Source organism: Kordiimonas lipolytica (assembly GCF_001550065.1).
Window position 1 is genome coordinate 119,625 of record NZ_LRUB01000027.1, and the last position, 18,976, is coordinate 138,600.

The 18,976-nt window shown below is 59.7% G+C and carries 14 protein-coding genes; 7 read left to right on the top strand and 7 right to left on the bottom strand.

Going from position 1 to position 18,976, the window contains the following annotated elements; genetic code table 11:
- Positions 1 to 353: 353 nt before the first annotated feature.
- Genes modA through modC form a run of 3 tightly spaced genes read left to right on the top strand, consistent with a single transcriptional unit; the run spans position 354 to position 2,895 of the window.
- The gene (gene modA / locus KORM41_RS13590) at positions 354 to 1,112 is read left to right on the top strand and encodes a molybdate ABC transporter substrate-binding protein (protein ID WP_197421152.1); all 759 of its coding nucleotides are present in this window, start codon (positions 354 to 356) and stop codon (positions 1,110 to 1,112) included.
- Entirely contained in the window at positions 1,112 to 1,801 is a 690-nt protein-coding gene (gene modB, locus KORM41_RS13595) for a molybdate ABC transporter permease subunit (protein ID WP_068149024.1), read from the top strand. Before modA ends, modB begins: the two co-directional genes overlap by 1 nt.
- Entirely contained in the window at positions 1,798 to 2,895 is a 1,098-nt protein-coding gene (modC, locus tag KORM41_RS13600) for a molybdenum ABC transporter ATP-binding protein (RefSeq protein ID WP_082719929.1), read from the top strand. Before modB ends, modC begins: the two co-directional genes overlap by 4 nt.
- A gap of 26 nt (positions 2,896 to 2,921) precedes the next feature.
- Here the strand turns inward: modC and KORM41_RS13605 are convergent, their stop codons facing one another.
- From KORM41_RS13605 to KORM41_RS13625, 5 genes are all read right to left on the bottom strand, one after another.
- Positions 2,922 to 3,482: a GNAT family N-acetyltransferase gene (locus tag KORM41_RS13605; protein WP_068149026.1), complete on the bottom strand. Its 561-nt coding sequence runs from the start codon at positions 3,480 to 3,482 to the stop codon at positions 2,922 to 2,924.
- Positions 3,483 to 3,511: 29 nt separating this feature from the next.
- The gene (locus tag KORM41_RS13610; protein WP_068149029.1) at positions 3,512 to 3,862 is read right to left on the bottom strand and encodes a DUF6916 family protein; all 351 of its coding nucleotides are present in this window, start codon (positions 3,860 to 3,862) and stop codon (positions 3,512 to 3,514) included.
- Positions 3,863 to 3,953: 91 nt separating this feature from the next.
- Positions 3,954 to 4,577: a phage tail protein gene (locus tag KORM41_RS13615; RefSeq protein ID WP_068149031.1), complete on the bottom strand. Its 624-nt coding sequence runs from the start codon at positions 4,575 to 4,577 to the stop codon at positions 3,954 to 3,956.
- Between the two features lie 20 nt (positions 4,578 to 4,597).
- A complete protein-coding gene (locus tag KORM41_RS13620) occupies positions 4,598 to 5,044 on the bottom strand; it encodes a DUF6916 family protein (RefSeq protein WP_068149034.1) in 447 nt (148 codons plus the stop codon).
- Positions 5,045 to 5,089: 45 nt separating this feature from the next.
- Complete coding sequence (locus KORM41_RS13625) at positions 5,090 to 5,716, bottom strand: phage tail protein (RefSeq protein WP_068149038.1); 627 nt, start codon at positions 5,714 to 5,716, stop codon at positions 5,090 to 5,092.
- 478 nt (positions 5,717 to 6,194) lie between these two features.
- On the opposite strand from KORM41_RS13625, the gene KORM41_RS13630 reads away from it, so the two are divergent.
- Positions 6,195 to 13,502, top strand: coding sequence for a DUF4347 domain-containing protein (locus KORM41_RS13630; RefSeq protein ID WP_068149041.1), 7,308 nt, complete (start codon positions 6,195 to 6,197; stop codon positions 13,500 to 13,502).
- 95 nt (positions 13,503 to 13,597) lie between these two features.
- On the top strand, positions 13,598 to 14,830 hold the full coding sequence (locus KORM41_RS13635; protein ID WP_068149042.1) for a cation:proton antiporter: 1,233 nt from the start codon (positions 13,598 to 13,600) through the stop codon (positions 14,828 to 14,830).
- Between the two features lie 9 nt (positions 14,831 to 14,839).
- Here KORM41_RS13635 and KORM41_RS13640 read toward each other — a convergent pair whose 3' ends face one another.
- Together KORM41_RS13640 and KORM41_RS13645 are read right to left on the bottom strand one after the other, a co-directional pair.
- On the bottom strand, positions 14,840 to 15,439 hold the full coding sequence (locus KORM41_RS13640; protein ID WP_068149044.1) for a 2OG-Fe(II) oxygenase: 600 nt from the start codon (positions 15,437 to 15,439) through the stop codon (positions 14,840 to 14,842).
- 4 nt (positions 15,440 to 15,443) lie between these two features.
- Complete coding sequence (locus tag KORM41_RS13645; RefSeq protein WP_068149046.1) at positions 15,444 to 15,653, bottom strand: hypothetical protein; 210 nt, start codon at positions 15,651 to 15,653, stop codon at positions 15,444 to 15,446.
- A gap of 127 nt (positions 15,654 to 15,780) precedes the next feature.
- Between KORM41_RS13645 and KORM41_RS13650 the strand changes: the two genes are divergently transcribed.
- Positions 15,781 to 16,635, top strand: a complete 855-nt coding sequence (locus KORM41_RS13650; RefSeq protein WP_068149048.1) for a LysR family transcriptional regulator — start codon at positions 15,781 to 15,783, stop codon at positions 16,633 to 16,635.
- Between the two features lie 133 nt (positions 16,636 to 16,768).
- Positions 16,769 to 18,970, top strand: coding sequence for a TonB-dependent receptor (locus KORM41_RS13655; RefSeq protein ID WP_068149050.1), 2,202 nt, complete (start codon positions 16,769 to 16,771; stop codon positions 18,968 to 18,970).
- Positions 18,971 to 18,976: the final 6 nt, after the last annotated feature.

The following is an 18,976-nucleotide window of genomic DNA, read 5'->3' on the forward strand; positions in this document are numbered from 1 at the left end:
TACAATCATAGAGGCTGCCAAAAGGCAGCTCGTTTGAGCGAATTCGGACCCTGCCTTACGTTTCTGCCCCCGCTTCCCAGAAGGACAGAGGAGCTCAAGAGCATCCCGACGGGGCACCCAATCCTTCTTTCTTTAGTTTTCGGGAACTCAGATACTGATACAGCTAAAGCGACGCGTCATCTACCATAGGGTGTATATCACTGTGCAGAATCCGTGACAATCACAAGCAAGGGCTGCCCGCCGAATTGGGAAAAAGACCGGTTGTATTTTTTGGCCAGGCCCGCCCTTGCCACAACCACCCGCGCGCGCTAGACATTTTAGTATGTCTCACGGGAATGATCGGGCTGACGCCTATGCTGCGCCTTCTTAATCTGCTGCCGCTACTATTGGCCTTGCTGGCTGCGCCCGCTGAGGCTGGCGAAACGCGCATTGCCGTGGCCGCCAACTTCAGCCACGCTGCAAAGGCAGTCAGTGGCGCATTTGAGCGCGAGAGCGGCCACCGCGTGCATTTCAGCTTCGGATCGACCGGCCAGCTTTATGCCCAGATCAGCCAGGGTGCGCCATATGATGCCTTCCTGGCCGCCGACCAGGCACGGCCCATGCGCGCGGAGCACGACGGCCTGGCCGTCCCCGGCAGCCGCTTCACTTATGCGATCGGCAGACTGGTGCTTTTTGGCGGCAACAAAGGCCCTGTCCATGGTGAGACGCTGCAGACAACAGAGCCAACCAGGCTGGCTATCGCCAACCCCGCGACCGCACCCTATGGGGCAGCTGCCATGGAAACGCTGGCGGCGCTGGGCGTCGTTGCCAGATTTGAACCCCGGCTGGTACGCGGCACAAATGTGGCACAAGCCTACCAGTTTATCGCCACCGGCAACGCGGACCTTGGGTTTGTGGCGCTGGCGCAGGTGTTCGACCAGCCCGCCACGGATTACTGGCTTGTGCCAGCGAATCTTCACAGCCCTATCGCGCAGGACGCCGTGCTGCTGACGCACGGTGAAGCGAACGCTGCCGCCCGCGCCTTCATGGCGTTCCTGAAAGGTGATAACGCCCGGGCCATCATCGCAGGCATGGGTTATGAGGCCAGCACCAGCGCGGGAGGCCAGCCCTGATGGACGATGTAAATCTCTGGTCACCAATTTTCCTGACCGCCAAGCTGGCCTTTGTGACCACGCTCATATTGATGCTCCTTGGCACGCCCATCGCCTGGTGGCTGGCGCGGTCCGGAAACCGCTTCAAGGAAGCCGTGGCAGCCGTGGTTGCCCTGCCGCTTGTGCTGCCGCCCACGGTGCTCGGGTTTTACCTGCTGATGGCGCTGGGGCCGGAAGGCCCGGGCGGGCTTATCGCCTCGCTTTATGGGGCGCGGTCACTGGCCTTCACCTTTGAAGGGCTGGTGATCGGGTCGGTGATCTATTCGCTGCCCTTTGTGGTACAGCCGATCAGAAACGCGTTTGAGGCCATCGGCGACCGACCGCTAGAGGTGGCCGCAACGCTGGGCGCGAGCCCCTGGGACCGGTTCTGGAGCGTGGCCATGCCGCTGGCGCGCCCAGGGTTCCTGACCGGCGCTGTGCTGGGTTTCAGCCATACAGTGGGCGAGTTTGGCGTGGTGCTGATGATCGGCGGCAACATCCTGGGCGAAACCCGGGTGCTTTCAGTGGCCATCTATGACTATGTGGAAACCCTCAACTGGGCGCCGGCACACCTGCTGGCGGGCGGCCTGCTGGTATTCTCCTTCCTGGTGATCTTCGCCGTGATGACGCTTGAAAAACGCTGGCGGTTCAGGAACGAGGACCGGTCATGAGCGACAATATGATTCGCGCGGCTTTCCGCGGGCAGGCAGGCGATCTCAGGATCGATATGGATTTCACCATGCCGGGCATGGGTGTGACCGCCCTGTTTGGCGCGTCCGGCAGCGGCAAGACCACGATCCTGCGCGCCATGGCCGGGCTTGCACCGATGCAAGGCATGCTGCGAGTGGGCGACACGGTGTGGCAGGACAGCGACCGCGGCATCTTCAAAGCCCCACACGAACGACCCATTGGCTATGTGTTTCAGGAGGCCAGCCTGTTCCCGCACCTGTCGGTCGAGGGCAATATCCGCTACGGCGAAAAGAGGTCGCTTAAGAAGGGCAAAGTGCCCCCCGTATTCGGCGACATCGCGGCCATGATGCAGATTGAGCATCTTATGGACCGCGCGCCAAAGCACCTGTCCGGTGGCGAGCGCCAGCGGGTGGCGGTTGCGCGGGCACTGATGCGCGGGCCGGAGCTGTTGCTTATGGACGAGCCCCTGTCGGCCCTGGACAGGCGGGGCCGCGACAGTGTGCTGGCCTGCCTTGAGGCCCTGCACCGGGAACTGAAAATCCCGATGCTTTATGTCAGCCATGATTCAGGCGAGGTGGCGCGCCTGGCAGACCATATGGTGATCATCGATGCGGGCCGGAAACAGGCGGAAGGCGCGACGGCCACCCTTTTCGCGCAGCTTGACTTCACACCGCCGGACGGGCGGGCAGAAGCCGGGGCGATCCTGCGTGCCACCGTACGGGACCAGGACAGGGAAAGCCGGACAACCCATGTGAGCGTGGGCGAACAGACCCTGACTATGCCGCAGATCGAGGGCGCGGCTGGCACGGCGGTAACACTCAGGATCAAGGCGCGCGATGTGGCGCTGGCGCTGAAGAAACCCGAAGCCATCAGCATCCGCAACATTCTGGAAGGCCGGATCAGCGAGATTAGGGACTCTGCCGACACGGGCCATGTGGATATATTGGTTGATATCGGCGGCGGGGTGCTCAGGTCACAGATCACGCATGAGGCCTGCCGGGAACTGGCGCTTGAGCCGGGCGTCAACGTCTACGCGCTGGTCAAAAGCATGTCGTTTGATCGCCCCGGCGCTTGAGCCGGGACGTGTTCCAATGGGCGGGCTTAAACCATCCCGCCCGCGGCCTCGCGCGGCCTAATGTCCGAAATACCGGCCATCTCGTCCGCTGTGGGCATCCAGCTCATGCGGGCGAAGACCTGGTCGGACATGGCTTCATCTTCAACGAACCCGTATTTCGTCAAGAACTTGCCCATGGCAAAATCATCACGCCGCGTTGGCACCAGAAGCGGCCTCTTGGTCGTGGCCGCAGCTTTCATCAGCCACAGAAGAATGCCGGAACCGAAGCCCTTGCCCTGTGCCTTCTTGATGAAGTCCAGGTCCACCAGCCGAAGCTCAACCGGCTGGACATCCAGCGTCAGCCGCCCGATGCGCGAGCCGTTCTTTTCCAGGATCAGATAAATGGCATTCGGAAACTGCGACCCATAGCCGCCTGACTGGGCGTCAAGCTGCATCTCGATCACGGTTTCAATATAGTCCTTCTCCGCATCGATCAGGCGCAGGTCGTCGCGGTTGTCCTTATACATTTTGGCAAGGAAATCCTTGTCATGGCGGCCTGCGGGGCGGGCGCTGATGCCGTGCGGCAGGTCAACTGTTCCTTCAATCATGCTCTGTCTCCGTATTCTCTGATACCAGCCTAGTTGAACATCACCTGATAATAAGCGCCTTCCGGCAGGTTCGCCGGGCGCATCATCCGGTGGATCATCAGGCCGTCAAGCGACCCGTCCTCGAGCCCGGCAATGCTGCCTTTGAATTCGAGGGTTTGCTGCATCAGGTGCGCCTCATCCACATCCGCCCGGAAAATCAGGATAAAGGGCGTGCGCTTGCTGTCCGGCCCGGCCGATAGCGGTTTCTCCTTGCATTCCATCAAGGTAACCGGCATGGCCAGGTCACCCGCAACAAACTGATAGTCCTTTTCTATGCCGCCATCGAAAAGCTGCGCATTGGCAGTTGCGATTGAAAGCGATGCTGTTTCTGTGCTCGTCATAATATTCTCCCTAATTGGTACCACCCATGTCCGCCTCCCCGAAGGCGGATGGGCGCCGCGCGGACGCGGCCCCCGATAGCTCATGATCGCATCAGGAACGTGATGGATATAGGCCCTCAAGGCACATGCTATAGTGCACAGCCTGCGTTGGTTGCTGAATCGACACAGCCTGCGTCGCCTGCGGTGTATCCTGGATTGTCAGCGCGTTTGTATTGAAACCGCTGATAGCTGCATTCACACCGCCAATCGTGGCTTTTGTCGTCACTTCTGCCGGTGCCGTGTAGGCATTGCCCAGAGGCGAACCAAGACCACTTGCCGGAACGGCGAGATAGTCACCATCTGCTGGAGTCGCATCCTGGCCCGCGCTTGCAGACACACTAACGTTTACGCTAGCGCCACCACTCCCCGTATAGGTGAAACCGTGGGTGTGGTCCGGCATTTTTGAGAGCGACAGCACTTCATGATGCCAGCCCGGTTTGGCACCCATGACCCATGGCGAAAGGCCTGGGCTTTGCCCCCAGCCCATCGGCACACGCCCCCTCAGGTCAGGTAGGGTAAAGTCGGTCCGACAATCGCCTCCAAATCGACAGCCCAGAAGCGAAAACAGCGCGGAGAACTGGCCGATACTCAGATACTGGCCATTGCAAAGGCCCCATTCGGCTGGCGTAAATTGAAATCCGAGCGCTTTGATAACGCCCATATATTGTTCATACATGATAAATCTCCTGCTGCCCGTTAACCGAAATTGATTTCGTAAAGCACAACAGGGCGCGACTGGGTATCCTGCTCGTTTTCAACGACCGTCGCATCATCGGCTTTCTTCTTGGCTTTCGCGGGTGCCTTCTTCTTGGCAATCGCCGCAGCCTTCTTCATCGCCTCTGTGTTGAAATCGTCGCTTTCAGGATTGTCAGCCTTGTTGTCCACATACAGGCCTTCAAGCACGCCGACCTTCTCAAGCGTCAGGTCATAACAGCCATCAGGGGCTTGGTAGGACTCCGGTCCGCTCAGGACCACCGAGAAGGGCTTCTTACGGCAATCAGAAGGGCGTGCATCGTCCTTCTTCAGCTTGGCCTCATGGACCTCCTCAACCGTCAATTCAATGTCCGGGCCGTCCATGATCGTCAGGGTCACTTTTGACCCGATGAGATCCTTGAAATTTTTTGATGTTACCTTGTCCAGCATAGCTAAACCTCCTTATTTAAGGGCTGGATAATCCGTCCCTTGGGGTTAGCTGCGTGACGGGAACATACCCTGCATGCAGATGGCGAAGTTGATCACCGTGCTTGGTTGAACGATAGCGAACGGATAGTTCTGGCCTGTGTGCTGGATCGCGAAGGCGTTCGAATCGAACCCGCCGCCCCCGGATACGGTTACACCACCAATGGCTGCCGTAGCCGTGACCTCTGCTGGTGCCGTATAGGCGTTGCCGAGAGGCGAACCAAGACCACTTGCCGGAACGGCGAGATAGTCACCATCTGCCGGCGTTGGCTTTTTGCCGCCTGCGGTGGATACCTCAACCTGGACAATATTGGTGCCGCCACCACCACCTGCGTAGGAGTGGGCGTGCGTGTGGGACGGCAGATGGGTTGCGTTCAGCGTAACCGTTTCCGTACCCACCTTCTGGCCCATGGTGTAAGGTGGCAGGCCCGGCCCTGTGCCCCAGCCCATTGGAACGCGGCCACGCAGTTCAGGCAGGCCAAAGGTGCTGCGGCCATCACCGCCAAAGGCAGTCCCCAACAGCGAGAAAAGCGCCGTATTCTGGCTGATTGCGATCAGCGCGCCAGCACACGCCCCATAATGAAGCGGTGTAAAGTTGAAACCAAGAGCCTCAATGACCCCGAGATAGCCTTCCATAGGATTTCCCCTAACATGATTGGAATGTATGTCGAAACTCGAAAAACACACGCATAACAAGAACGTGGATTGAAACCTTAAGATTAGACGCAGTCAACTTATTAGTGCTGAAGTTTTCATGACGTCTCGAAAAACGGTTGTTCTTTTTATGCCACCAATGACGGGAAGGCTTGGAACCCGGGGATTCATGCGGGCACACAAGGCAATCAAACCCAGCCCGCCATGAAATACAACCTGAATACAACGCGTAAATGCTTGGGTTTGTGTAAAATTATTGTTTGCTATGCAGTAATTCTTCACTATTTTGTATCGTGCACATGAATAAGCTCTGCTAAGTCAAAGTTTCGACCGCGCGCTTGTGACAGAAAAACCTGCACGTGTATTTGGGGGCAATGGGTACACTTGGGCATACTGCCAAAAGCTGCACGCGATAGCGCGCTTGGGGTTGTCTGCCAGTTTTCAACAATAGGGAAATATTATGGTAGACGGCTTTGGCGGCGCCACGACAACCAACACTTGTTTCAACCAATTTAGTGAATCCGACAAGGCTGTAGGGGAACAGTACCCCGCAGTATTGATCGTTGATTCGACGGTTGAAGATTCGGCGATCCTGCTTGACGGCCTTGTGCCAGGCACACATGTGGTACGGGCGGAAGCCGGAAAGTTGGCGGAAGTCGCCCGGGAGCTGGAAGCCCTGGCACCCACAAGTGCTGTCCATATCCTGACACACGGTGAACCCGGCGCCTTCACACTGGGGGGCGAGCGGATCGATGCCGCCAGCCTTGAAAGCGGCACCCCAATTGCACGCGCGCTGGCCCATGTTGCCGCCACTGCCAGCAGCATCGCCCTGTGGGCCTGTAATGTTGGTAAAAGCCAAATCGGCGCACGTTTCCTTGACGCCCTGTCAAACCTGACCGGCGCAAGTGTGTATGCATCAGACCAACCTGTTGGTGCCTCCTCTGGCGGCGGCAGCTGGCATATTGGCATACAGTCGCCTTTTACCATGCAGGCACAGACAGCCTATCCGCATACGCTGCCAACCATCGGCACCACCAACTTTGGTACAGGCCTCACCGCACTCTCGACAGACAGTGCCGGCCCAGCCACAAACGTAGGCGGCTCAGGTCTGTCGGCCAGCTATTCCGGCGATACGACAGGGGTTGATATCGTTATCGGTGACCCGCAAAACCTGGCGTCCGTTGATGCTGACGGTAATACCCAATATGGCGAAGGTACCGCGGGTACAGATAGTTCGCTGGTTTTCGGTAATTTCGCCGGAGCTGGCGGCGTCGCAGGCACCGTACAAACCATCAACTATATCTCGCTTAAATCCGACAACGGTACAGACACATTCAATCTGGATGGTTTCTCAATTTATTATCGCGGCACCGCCGGCCAGACCTTCACCGTTACCGCGCACGATGCTTCGGGTACCCAAATTGGATCGGGTATCACCCTCAACAGCTTTACCACTTCTACCGATAACGCTTTTGAAAACTATACAGTTGGATACCAAGCGGTTTCCGACGGTACTCTTGGGTCTAACTTCAACAACATCGTTGAATTTCGCATTACGCCCTCAGACCCATCTACCATGGCGTTCGTCGGACTGGATGATATTGTTGTCTCAGCAGCAATCACCAATAGCGCGCCGGACCTGGGCGGCACGCCGCTAGACGATACAGCCACGGAGGATGTAGCCACCGCGATCGACCTGTCTGCCTACAATGTGTCAGACAGCGACGGTGACACCATCACGCTCACCCTTGCGGTTGACCGGGGCACGATTGCCTCGACCGACGGCAACGGCACAACGGCAGGTGTAACGGTCGCCACCTCGGGCACAACATCGATGACGCTGCAGGGTAGCGCTGCTGACCTGAATACATATCTGAACGACACCACAAAGATCACCTTCACGACGGACAGCAACGACACCACGTCGGCAACGCTGACGGTCACGCCGAATGACGGCACGGAAGACGGCACGGCCGACACCGTCACCATCTCAATTTCAGCCGTGAATGATGACCCGGGCGCCACAGGCGTGCCAACCGATGTGACGGTCACGGAAGACACGGCCTCGAACGTGGACCTTTCCGCCACCAGCTTCAGCGACGTGGACAGCGCTAGCATTACCGTAACGCTAGCCCTCAGTGGCGGCACCTTCAGCTCACCGGCCAACGGCGCAGGCGCTGGCGCAGGCGTCACGGCAACGCTGGTGAACGCCACCACCATTACGCTCGCGGGTGCGCCTGCCGACATCAGCACCTATCTCGATACCGCATCGAACATCCAATATACCGGCGCATCCAACGTGAACGGCAACGATGCCGCCACAATCACGGTTACAGCCAATGACGGTGACGGCTCCGGCAATGTGGCCATGGGCACCGTCAACCTGGACATCACAGCAGTCAATGACGACCCGACCATCTCTGGCCTCGTGACAGATGTGACGGTCACCGAAGACACAGCCAGCAATGTGGATTTTTCGGCCGTTACTTTCGCTGACGTGGACAGCGCCAGCATGACCGTAACCCTGACCGCGAGCGCGGGCACCTTCAGCGCGCCGGGCGAAGGCGCAGGCGTTGGTGGCGGCGTCACGGAAACGCTGGTCAACAGCACCACCATCACGCTGGTAGGCGCACCAGCCGACATCAGTACCTATCTCGATACCGCATCGAACATCCAATATACCGGCGCATCGAACGCGAACGGTAACGACGCGGCGACCATTACTGTGACCGGCAATGACGGCGACGGCTCCGGCGATGTCGCGCTCGGTACCGTTAATGTGGACATCACGGCGGCTAATGACGCGCCGGTTCTGAACCCCGCCTTTACGCCGACCCTGACGGCGATTGATGAAGATGTCCTTGATGCCAGCAACTCAGGTGCGACGGTGGCCGCCATTGTGGCCGACGGCTCGATCACCGATGTGGATGGCGCCGCCCCCGAATCCATTGCTGTCACAGCCGTGGACAACACCAACGGCACCTGGCAGTTCTCCACCGACGGCGGCACAAACTGGACCAGCATCAATTCAGGCACCACGAGCGACAGCAATGCGCTTCTGCTGGACAGCACAGACATGCTGCGCTTCGTCCCGGGCGCGGACTATAGCGGCTCATCCACCATCACCTTCCGGGGGTGGGACCAGACTTCGGGTGCAGCTGGCACTTTCGTGGATGCCTCCACCAATGGCGGCACCACGGCCTTCTCAAGCTCTACTGATACGGCAAGCGTTACGGTGAATGCGGTCAATGATGTGCCTGTCTTCACCGGCCTTGACGGCACGCCAAGCTTCACCGAAGGCGGTAGTGTTGTCGCCCTAGACGGCAACGTCACTATCTCTGACGCCGAACTGGACAGCCTCAACGGCGGCAGCGGCGACTATAGCGGTGCATCGCTCACGGTTTTGCGCAATGGCGGTGCGAATGCCAATGACAGCCTTTCGGTTGTCTCAGGTGGCAACCTGACGGTTGCGGGCGGCCCGAACGGTGGCGGCACCATTACCGCGGGCGGTAGTGTTATCGCGACTATCTCGAACGCTGGCGACGACGATGAGCTGACCATCACATTCCAAGACGTTGGCACCACGCCGACCACGGCGCTGGTGAACGAGGTGATGCAGGCCATTCGCTACTCGAACAGCAGCAACGACCCGGCAGCCAGCGTGCAGATTGACTGGTCGCTCTCTGACGGCAACTCCGCCAACGCGCAAGGCTCGGGCGACAACCCTGGTATCGCCACCGGCTCAACCACTGTATCCATCACCGGCGTCAATGACGCACCGACACTGAGCGCCACGGGCAGCGACCCGAACTTCATTGAAGGCGGCGCCAATAGCGACCTGTTCTCCGGCGTCACAGCAGACACGGTTGAGGCTGGCCAAACCATCACGAGCATGACGCTGACTGTCACCAACGTCAGCGACGGTGCGGATGAAACCTTGACGTTCGATGGCTCTACCATCCAGCTAACGAATGGCAATGTTGTGAATACTGCCACCAATGGCCTGACGGTATCCGTCAGCGTTGTGGGCACCACCGCAACAGTGAGCTTCACCGGCGCCACCCTGACCGAGGCCCAGTTCCAGACGCTGGTGGATGGGATGGCCTATGCCAATGCCAGCGATGACCCGACGACGGCTGGAAACCGTGTGGTTACGATCACCGGCATCGCCGACAGCGGCGGCACAGCGAACGGTGGCAGCGACACAGCGGCACCAAACATCACATCGACTGTGTCTCTCACGGCAGTCAACGACGCCCCGGGCATCGCGAACCTCAATGGTGACAGCGCCAGCGAAATTATTGCCGGACCTAGTGCCCAGGACGTAACAGATCTGAATGACGTTACCGTCACCAACGTGGATTCAGCCGATTATAACGGCGGGTCCCTGACCCTGTCGCAACTCAGTGGCACAGCAAACGGTAACTGGGGTGTTGACGGCACTACTGTGACCTCCGGCGGCGACGGCACCATCGCAGCGGGCGAGACCATCAGTGTGGGCGGCACGGCGATCGGTACGGTCCATGCCACGAACGACGGCCAGGGCGGCAGCACGCTGCAAATCGACTTCGATACCGCCAATGCCACCTCTGCCAATATCCAGACATTGATCCGCGCCCTGACCTTTGAAGGGCCATCCGGCATTGGCGCACGTGCATTCACGCTGACCCTGAATGACGGCGACGGCACCGCGAACGGCGGTGACGAAGACACCGCAGCCACCTTTACGCTGACCGTAACGCCAAATCCACCTGTGATCAGCAATGTGGACGGCGACAGCTTCACCTTCACCGAAGGCGATAGCGCAACCCTAATTGACGTCAGCAGCAATGCCACACTTACGGATGCGGATTCCGCCAACTTTGACGGCGGCAACCTGACAGCCACCTTCCAGTCGGGCGGACAGGCCGCGGAAGACCTGCTGACCTTCGACACGTCCGGCACCGTGTCCCTCGCGGGCACAACGGCAGGCTCCAATGTCTCCGTCGGCGGTACGATTGTTGGCACCCTTGGCAATAATATCGCTGCGGGAAATGACCTGGTGGTCAACTTCAACACCGATGCCACACCGGCGCGCGTTCAGGACCTCCTGCGCGCGATCCAGTATGACAATACGGGCGGGGACAATCCGACAGACGGCGACCGCGTTGTGCGCGTCACCATTGTCGATGCGGGTACGGACCCGGCTTCCGGTTCGGCAGACATCACGATCAATGTTGATCCTGTCAACGACAACCCAACAGGCGCCACCCTGCCAACGGATGTGACTGTCACAGAAGACACGGCCAGCGATGTGGATCTTTCCGCCGCCAACTTCACGGACGACGATAGTGCCTCCATTACCGTGACGCTCACGATTGATGACGGCACCTTCAGCTCACCCGCCAGTGGCGCGGCTGTCGGCGCAGGCGTCACGGCAACACTGGTGAATGCCACCACCATCACACTGGTCGGCGATGCGGACGATATCGACACCTATCTCGATACTGCCTCCCGCATCCAGTATACCGGCTCGTCAAACACCAACGGCAATGACGCGGCCACCATTACAGTGACGGCCAATGATGGCGACGGCTCTGGCAATGTGGCCATCGGCACCGTCAATATCGACATCACGGCGGTGAACGACGACCCAACGGGCGCCACGCTACCAACGGATGTGACCGTAACAGAGGACACAGCCAGCAATGTGGATCTTTCCACCGCCAACTTCGGCGATGTGGACAGCGCCAGCATCACCGTGACACTCACGATCGATGACGGCACCTTCAGCACACCGGCCGACGGCGCGGGCGTGGGCGCAGGCGTCACCGAAACACTGGTGAACGCTACCACCATCACGCTGGTGGGTGCGCCAGACGATATCGATACCTATCTCGATACAGCGTCCCGCATTCAGTATACCGGCAGTGCGGATACCAATGGTGACAATGCAGCGACCCTTACCGTGACCGCAAATGACGGTGACGGCTCCGGCGATGTGGCCATCGGCACCGTCAATATCGACATCACGGCAGTCAATGACGATCCAACGGGCGCAACCTTGCCAACAGATGTGACCGTCATAGAGGACACGGCCAGCGATGTGGATCTGTCTGCCGCCAACTTCGGCGACGTGGACAGCGCCAGCATCACCGTGACGCTCAGCATTGATGCAGGCACCTTCAGCACACCGGCCGACGGCGCGGGCGTGGGCGGCGGCGTCACGGCAACACTGGTGAACGCAACTACCATCACGCTCGCAGGTGCGCCGGACGATATCGATACCTATCTCGATACCGCCTCCCGCATCCAGTATACAACGGCTGCGGACGTTGATACTGCAGATGCCGCCACCATTACCGTTACGGCAAATGACGGCGACGGGTCGGGCGACGTTGCCATCGGCACGGTCAGCGTGGATGTCACTGGCGTCAACGACCTGCCAACCAGCAGCGGCGGCTCGATCGCGACGGCTGAGGACACCAGCAAGGCCTTTGCGGAAAGCAACTTCAACTTCAGCGATGTAGACACGGGCGACACGCTCCAGAGTGTCCGGATCGACACGCTGCCAAGCACCGGCACGCTGAAGCTTTCCGGTGTCGCTGTCACGGCTGGCGACGTGATCGCCGTCGCCGACATCGGCAACCTGACCTACAGCCCACCATCGAACCAGTCTGGCTCCACCAGCTTTACCTACACCGTCAATGACGGCACGGGCTTTGCGACCAGCACAGCGACAATGAATGTTTCTGTTTCGGCCCGCAACGACGCGCCAAACAACATCAGCCTGTCAAACAGCAGCGTGAAGGAAACTGTCCCGGGCGCCGTGATCGGCACCGTAAGCGCGACCGACGTGGACGACAATGTATTGACCTACACTGTCAGCGACAGCCGCTTCATCATCGATGCGAACAACCAGCTGAAGCTGAAAGCTGGCGAGACACTGGATTTCGAGACCGAAAGCACGGTTACCGTGACACTCACTGCCACCGACGACGAAGGCGCATCCGACAGCGACGACTTCACCATCACTGTTATTGATGTCAACGAAATTACGGGCGGCAATGACCCTGACACCCTTGATGGCGGCGACGATGATGACTTCGTCCTGGCCCTTGGCGGCAACGACCGCGTCAACACCGGCAACGGACGTGACACGATCGACGGCGGCGATGGCAACGACGATATCAACGGCGGCGGCGACGACGACTTCCTCAAGGGCGGCACCGGCAACGATACAGTCGATGGCGGGTCAGGCAATGACCTTGTTTATGCCGGCCTGGGTGACCTTGGCAATGACACGGTGCTCGGCAGCGGCGGGTTCGACAGCCTTGGCGGTGGCGCCGGGGACGATTCCATCAACGGCGGCGACAATGACGACCTCCTGTGGGGCCGGTTTGGCAGCGACACCGTTGACGGCGGCACCGGCGACGACATGCTTTATAACGGTGAAGGCAGCGACACCGTCATCGGCGGCTCCGGTGATGACACCCTTTGGGCCGGCAACGATGACGACTTGCTCTCTGGCGGCGACGGCGATGACGTCTTCATCTTCGGCGCCAACTCCGGCAATGACACCATCACCGACTTCGAAGTCGCAAACGACGCCCTGGACCTGCAATATAGCGGCGCGGGCTTTGGCGCGCTGGCGGATGTCCAGGCAGCCGCAAGCGATGTCACGCAGAACGGCCAGGACGGCCTGTTGATCGATCTTGGAAACGGCCAGAGCGTGTTCCTGGTCGGCCTGGATACCGGCGATCTGGCGAGTATGACTATCACGATATAGCCTAAACGCTCGGGACTGGCGGCACTTTGTCGCCGGTCCCTTTTTTACCCCACACATATCTGGCTTCAGGCTGAAAAACGCGTCATGATGACATCATGAATGTGATGCTCGCGCTTTTCCTGTTCCTTCTGCTGGCCCGCTTTGGCGGCTTTGTCGCAGAGCGCGCACGCCTGCCCGTGTCCGTGGGTGAAATGATGGCCGGCGTGCTGATCGCCATGGCCGCCAGCAATTTCGGCGACAGCGTTCCTTTCCTGCCTGCCATCATCAAGGATGAATTCGTGGCCGCTGCGGCTGATATCGCGGTGTTTTTCCTTGTGCTGTTGGCGGGTATTGAGCTGGAACCGCGTGAGATCGCACAGGCCTCGGGCAAGGCCTTGTGGATTGCCCTCGGGGGGGTGCTGGTGCCGCTGGTGGGCGGTGTGTGGCTGGCGTGGGAATGGCTGCCCATGGGGCCGGAACACCATAGCCAGGCTCTGGTGACCGGTGTTGTGCTTTCGATCACTGCGCTTCCGGTGGTGGTCAAGGTGCTGACCGACTTCAACAAGCTGAGAAGCAGTGCCGGTGAAATGGTCATCACCGCCGCGCTGTTTGACGACATTATCGGGCTGGTGCTGATCGCGCTCCTGCTGGCGATTGTGGAAACAGGCGGCCTGCCTGCCCCCGCCGACCTGGGCCTGATGGCGCTGAAGGTGGCAGCCTTCTTCACCATCACCATGCTTCTTGGGGTTCATGTCTATCCCCGCGTGCAGAAGGGCCTGAAGCTCATGAAGGCTTCGGCGATCGAGTTCAGCGCGCTTGTCACCGCGGCTCTCGGGTATGGCTGGCTCGCCGAAACCATGGGGCTGCACTGGGTGATTGGCGCTTTCATGGCAGGCCTGTATTTCGAAAAATCGCGGGTTGGCGGGCGCAGCTACACTGAAATTCTGGCCATTGTGAACACCATGGTACAAGGCGTTCTGGGGCCGCTCTTTTTCCTGTCGATGGGGCTTTACGTCGATATTGGCGCCGCCGGAGATATGCCTGCCCTCCTGGTCGGGCTGTTGGTGTTTGCACTGCTGAGCAAAATCGTTGGCGCCGGGGTGCCCGCGCTCTTTTTGGGCTTCAACCCCCGCGACGCCGTTATCATCGGCACCGGCATGGCCGCGCGGGGCGTGGTGGGCCTTGTGGTACTTGGTATCGCTGTGGACGCTGGTGTATTTAACGGCGCGGGCGATAACCCTGCCGGCACACCCCTGTTGACGGCGCTTGTGCTCGTCAGCGTGCTCACCACCGCACTTACGCCGCTCTTGTTGCAGCTGGTGCTCAGGAAAAATCAGACCAGGGGCTGAAGACCCGCCTCAGCGGAAGGCCGGGCCATGCGCCCAGGCAGCGAGTGAATAGCGCCGCCCCGCGGTCACAGGCGTCACCCGGTGGAGCACATAACTCGGGAAGGCCGTCAGTGTGCCGCGCGCGCGCACCTGCGCCGCCGGTGTGCCGTCAGCATTCACCTCAAGGCATCCGCCTTCATAGTCCGCCGGGTCCGAAAGCTGCAGCACCAGGCTGAGCTTGCGGCTGGCATTCAGGCCCTGTCGGCCAATATCGATATGCCAGTCATAGAAATCGCCGCCCTCTGCCGTCCCGTCATACCGCAACAGCTGGAAGCCTTCATCAAAGCCCATGAGCGCGAAATCGAACCAGCGCCGATTGAGAAGCGCGAGGCCCTCGATCAACCGGTCACCAAGCCACGGCAGGGTGTCATCATCCAGCCACAGGGTGCTGGCGGAGCGAATGCCTGATACCATCACGCCGCCGGTCAGACGCCCTGGCGCCATGCCTGCGGTCTCGCCATAGGCAATCAGGCGGTCACATTCCTCAGCGCTCAGAAAGTCAGGCAAACTAACAACCGCCTCCCTGCTGGACACGGCAGGCATGAAGCCGATATCGCCGCGCGGAGCCATGGTCTCAGCGGTCCAGATCGTAAAGGTCGATCAGGTCGGCGACGTCACCGACACTGACGCTGTATTTGCTGGCGATCTGGCCCATGGTGCGCCCACGCTTGAGCGCCGCCGCGAGTGTCGCTTCGTCGATCGGCCATTCATCGTCGTAGGAATCGCTATAGCTGGGCTCATAATCCAGCCCCAGCTCATCGTCAAAAAATCCAGACCGCGTCATCGCATTGCTCCAGAAGGGACTCGGCCCCGCATGGGACCGTTCATTTTTCTTCTGCGCTTGCGCTTTTCATTTGAAAAGCGGATAAATTAGATAGTTTATATCGAAAAAATCGATACATGAGGCAGTCATGGACATCATGCAGGCACGGACATTTCTGGCGGTTCTGGAAACCGGCACTTTCCTTGGTGCCGCCGAGAAGGTGAATGTGGCACAAAGTACAGTCAGCGCCCGGATCAAGGCGCTTGAGGACATGCTTGGGCAGGAGCTGTTTGTGCGCAACAAGACGGGCGCCGCACCCACACGCGCCGGCCAGGCGTTTGCCCGCCATGCCCGCGCCATCCAACGCCAGTGGGACCAGGCAAAACTGGCGGTCGCCATGCCCGAAGGCCAGCAGAAGATGCTGACAATCGGCGGCCAGCCCAGCCTGTGGGATGGCTTCCTTCTGCACTGGCTGCCCTGGATGCGGAGCCACGCGCCCAAAGTGGCCATTCGCGCCCAGATGATTGCATCCTCAAGCCAGCTGATGCAGCAGCTGGTCGATGACACGCTGGACCTTGTGGTGCTGTATCGTCCCGAAGCCCGCCCGGGAACGGAAATCCGGCAGATATTTGAAGAACAGCTGGTGCTGGTGAGCAGTGCTTCTCCGCCCGAGCGTGGCAAAGAACCGGAATATGTCTATATTGATTGGGGGCCGGAGTTTGAGGCGGATCATGCGCTTAATTTCCCCAATGCCACGATGCCCAGCCTGAACCTGAATGTGGGGTCTCTCGGGATTTCCTTTCTGCTGAACAACATTGCATCGGGCTATTTTCCCATGCGCATCGCCGCACCCTACCTGGCGGCAGGCACCCTCACGCGTGTCGAGGGTGCGCCCATATTCACCTACCCGGTCTATGCAGCCTTCCCCGAGGATCACGACAGCGCCCTGATCGGCACAGTGCTTCAGGGGCTTCGGCAGATTGCCGCCGAAAGCCTTTCCTGACCCGCCCGTTTCACTACTCAACCGGCTATTGCCCGCATAATTTGTGTAACGTTTGCCGCGGTCGCAGCTTTTTTCTATAGTGGCCGCGTCCATTCGGGGAGGAGGGGACATTTCACGCCAGGGGAGCCTCACTGTGTCCATTTTCCGCCACACCCGCCTGCCTACCCTCATCTATGCCGCATTGACTTGCACCGTTGCTGCACCCGTATCTGGCGATGATACCGAAGGGGCGATGGAAGAAATCATCGTGCATGCCCGAAAGCGCGAGCAGGCCCTGACGGACACGCCGGTTTCCATCAGCGTGGTTGGCATGGCGGCAATCGAGGACTGGACACTGGTGTCGCTTGAGGACCTGGAACTGGCGGTCCCGAACCTGCGCACCGCGGCCCAGTTTGCCTACAATAATACCGTCTCATTGCGCGGCGTCGGCTCCTTCAGCCGCAACATCGGCTTTGACGAACGCGTCGGCCTGTATCTGGACGGCATCTATCTGGGGCCGTCTTACGGCCTGAACCAATCGCTGCTGGATATCGCGCAGGTGGAAGTGATGCGCGGACCACAGGGCACGTTTTTTGGCCGAAATTCCATCGCCGGGGCGGTGACGCTTGTCAGCCAGAAGCCGGGCCCCGATCTGGCCGGGCGGTTCCTTGCCCGCTATGGTCGGTTCGACACCCGCACTCTTGGCGGCAGCATCAATGTGCCGCTGTCGGATACGCTCTCTGCGAGCTTTTCTGCCAACCTCCATAAGCGCGACGGGTTAACCACCAATATTTTCGATGGCTCAAAAATCGATAACCGCAACAGGAACAGCCTGCGGGCACAAATGCTGTACCGTCCGTCAGACCAGTTCGAGGCGCACCTGAGCCTGGACCGGAACGAAATTGATGAGAGCATGCTGATCGGCGACCCGAACTCCGATACCTTCGGCATTTTCCCTGAAACAGCAGCCCCAAACGCCTTTGAGGTGGACTTCAACCGCGTACCCCGCCAGAGCGTGGTAACCAAAGGCGCGGGCCTCAGCCTGGCCTGGACCTTCGAGAGCGGTTTGGAGCTTCTCTCCCTCACCGGCCTTCGCGCCAATGATACAGGGCATTCCTACGACACGGACTATTCCAGCATTGATATCCTCTATCTGGATTACCGCGAAGACTATGGACATTTCTCGCAGGAACTGCGGCTGACATCACCAGAAGACAAACCGCTCGGCTATGTATTCGGCCTAACTTACCTGGACCAGAAAGGCGAGACCGACCGCCACGCCATCGGTGGGGCAGCAGCTTTCCTCCTGGGCGCCGCAGAGGGTGCTGATATGGCGAGCGTGGGGCGCGTAGACACTGAAGCCTGGGGGCTTTATGGCAGCCTGGACTACCGCCTCAATGACACACTCACCCTGTCGGCGGCGCTCAGATGGTCCCGTGACGAGAAGGCCGTGGACTGGGGCATCGACACAAGGGGCGCACCCGCTTTCGGGCTGGCAACAGGAACCCTTTTGGACACCAGGCACGATAGCGACATATCCCCCACCATCAGCGTAACCTATGAACCTAACAATGATTTCACTGCTTTCCTGCGCTATGGTGAAGGCTTCAAAAGTGGCGGCTATAACCTGGATTATGTCAGCGCCGCCATCTTCCCCGACCAGCTTGAATTCGACAAGGAAAGCGCCCGCAGCTATGAGGCCGGCCTCAAGGGCAACCTGTGGGATGGCCTTGGCTGGTTCAGTGCCACGGCCTTCTGGGTGGATTATCGGGACTTTCAGGTCAACCAGTTCCTGGACCAGGGCGGCGGCAGTACGGTTATCGTCATCGCGAACGCGGCCAAGGTGCGCACCAAAGGCATGGAGTTTGAACTGACGGCGACACCTGCGGAAGGCCTTTCCGCCTCAGCCTCGCTCGCGCTTCTCGATGCAGAATATCGCCAGTTCACCGATGGCGGCGTGGGTGCCACGGATGTTTCCGGCAACAAGCTTGAAGCGCCGGACGTGGAAGCCAGCTTGAGCATCGCTTATGAGCGCGCGGTCACTGAAGCCCTGATGGGCTTCTTAAACCTGAACGCTTCCTTCGCTGACGGCTATTTCATCACGCCGGACAATGTTTCCGAACAAACGCTTCTGGGTGGCAGCAAGGTGCCGTTCGGGCGGATATCCAGCCGGTCCCAACTGAACGCCAAGGTTGGCGTCAGTAGCCCGGCGGGCGGCTGGACCGCGGCATTCTGGCTTCAGAACGGATTTGGGGACGGCGGCACCGCGGCGAGCCTGAGGGACTTTTTCGGCACCATTGTGGAAGCCCAGACCGCCCCCAGAAGCTATGGGCTCGAGCTGACATACGCTTTCTAGCACGCT